1 protein-coding gene and 1 pseudogene are annotated in these 2658 nt (G+C 69.6%); both read right to left on the reverse strand.

Annotated elements, in window-relative coordinates:
* Positions 1-96 precede the first annotated feature (96 nt).
* Positions 97-1785, reverse strand: coding sequence for a serine/threonine-protein kinase (locus ACWFR4_RS48350; protein ID WP_453658313.1), 1689 nt, complete (start codon positions 1783-1785; stop codon positions 97-99).
* 776 nt (positions 1786-2561) lie between these two features.
* Positions 2562-2658 (reverse strand): annotated as a pseudogene (locus ACWFR4_RS48355) (peptidoglycan-binding protein); the annotation flags it as partial.

A 2658-nucleotide genomic window follows, 5' to 3' on the forward strand; every position in this document is an offset into this window, starting at 1 on the left:
CCTCCGTGCGGTGCAGATTCGACACCTCCACCACACACGGAGGCCTTCGCCTTCTTCAAGGCCCGCGCGTGTCAACAACGCTCATGCTCAATACACCTAGCCCGCCCGCCGCCACACCGTCATGTCCGTGGACACAAAGGCGATGTCCGGCATAGCGGTCGACTTCGTCTGGATCACGAGCAGCGCGATGTCCCCGTTGCGGTGCCGGACGCAGATCTCGGTGCCGGACGCCGCCGCGGCGAGGCCGAGGCGGTGGTTTGTTTCAGTCTTGGTGAGGCTGCGGCACTCGTCGAGGTCCGCGCCCGGTTCGCCGAAAATCATGGTGAACACGCTGGTGTCACTCTCCAGCGCGCAACTGGCGTCCTTCGCGCAGGTGAAACGGATGTCGCCCTTACGATCCTTGCGCTGGTACGGATCCTTGAAGCTCAGGGAGTTCTTCGCGTCCAGCCACTGCCCCGAGTGGGGCTCGCCCCGCACCCGCCCGGCCGTGGTGGGGGTGTCGCCCGACGTGTCCCCCGCCTTGTCCGATTCCTCGTCAGCTCCGTTGCCATCTGCCCCCGACGTCTTCCCCGCTGCCTGAGGCGATGCCGATGACGTCGCCGGTGCCTCCGCCGAGGTCCCCTGATCGGCCCCCGCCGACGTGCCCGTACGATCCGAGCCCGTATCGCCCCGGTCGCGGAACACGCCCGTCGCGTCCATGACCGTCCACGCCAGAACCGAGAGGACCAGCACGGCTGCCGTCACGGCGGCGCCCACCGCCAGTCCGGCCCCGCGTCTTCGTGACGGCGCCTTGCCCGAGTCCGTCGGTGCCGCCCATGGGCCGTGCGCCTGCCACGGCTCCGCGGCGGCCAGCGGCAGCGTGTGTACCGGTGTGGGATCGGGTACTGGTGGCGGCACCGTCACCTCGGGCCCCATGACCTCTCGCCAGACGGTCGGCCCCGCGCCCGCGTCGGCGTCCTCGCCCAGCTGCTGCCGGCACCACTCCACGACCTCCGCGAGGGTGGCCCGTTCAGCCGGATCGGCGGCCAGGCAGCGGGCGATGAGCGGACGGAGCCGCGTGGGCAGCAGCGACAGATCGGGCTCGGAGTGCACGATCCGGTACAGCACGCTGACCGCGGGACCGTCCCCGTAGAGCGGCTCACCGAGCGCCGCGAACGCCGCGGTCTGACCGAGCGCGAACACGTCGGTCGCCGCCGTGACGTCGCTCCCGGACGCCTGCTCGGGAGCCATGAACTGGGGCGTGCCGACGGTGGATCCCGTTGCGGTGTACGAACTGACGCCCGCGGCCAGCGAGATGCCGAAGTCGATCACGCGCGGTCCGTCGGACGCGAGCAGGACGTTCGACGGCTTCAGGTCGCGGTGCACGATCCCCGCGCCGTGGATGGCCTGGAGCGCCTCGGCGACTCCGGCCATCAGCCACAGCACCGCGGGCACCGGCAGCGCCCCGCCCCGGCCGACAGCTTCCGCCAGCGAGGGTCCGGGTACGTACAGTGTGGCCAGCCAGGGCGGTGCTCCGTCACCGTCGCCGTCGATCAGCTCCGCGGTGTACGCGCCCCTGACCCGCCGGGCGGCCTCCATCTCCCGGCGGAAACGCCGCCGGAAGGCGGGGTCGTCGGCCAGTTCGGGCCGGACGACCTTGATCGCCACCGGCCGGCCGCCCTGCGTGTGTGACAGATAGACCCGCCCCATGCCACCTGCGCCGAGCCGCGCTGCCAGCCGGTAACCGGCCACCACGGACGGGTCGTCCGCCTGCAGCGGCTCGAACACCTCATGCGCGTCGCACATCGCCACTCGCCACCCCCTGATCCCGGGATGACCTGATCCCGGATCCCCTGACCCCCTGGTCAACAAGCGAGTTGCTGCTGACCGACGGCAGTAGCCTAAGCCGTCCCCGCTCCTGGGGGATCTACATGGCGAAGTGGCTTTCGGGTCTCATGGTCAAGGCTGCGGCCAGCTCGTCCTCGTCGACGTCGTCAAGGTCGTCGATCTTCTCGAGGTACTTGGTTACTGAGCGCTCCGAGCGAGGAGAGGACAGGGTGCTGCGCGACGGGAAGCCAGACGTGTGAGCGGCACCGCCCGCGTACCACTTGGTCGTGCTCCCTGACCGGTCCTCGCTGAAGCGGATGTTCCGCAGCCATTGATCAGCAAGTGCCCCAGGGCCAGGGCAGCAAGCTGGGGGCAACGCTCAGCACCTGCTGGCCGCCTTCGTCGTACAGCCCAACGGTTCCCTGGCGTCCTACAAGGCGAAAGGCCGGCACGCTCATTTCGTCCGACACCATTCCCTGATTCTCCCGGGGGATGGGACGGGGGCGCAGAGCAACAGCCCCTGTGGGAAGGGCCCTTGGCGCCAAGCACTTGATCACGTGCTTGGCGCCGGACGTTCAGCTGGGCTCCTCGTTGGTGCCAAACCCGAGGGCACAGTCCACGCGTGGATGGGAACGGTCGCGGAGCCGGGCCACCCTCGCCCGCAGGTTCAGGTCATCGCCCGGCCCCTGCAACGGTGGCCTCGCCTCGCCTTGCTCCGTCCGCCGGGAGACTCGGACGAGGTGGGATGCGGCGGTCTAGTACGCGCCGTTCACGTTGTCGATCGAGCCGTACTTGTCGGCTGCGTAGTTGCAGGCGGCGGTGATGTTGGCGACCGGGTCGTAGCTGTCCATC

The organism is Streptomyces sp. NPDC055140 (assembly GCF_053607285.1).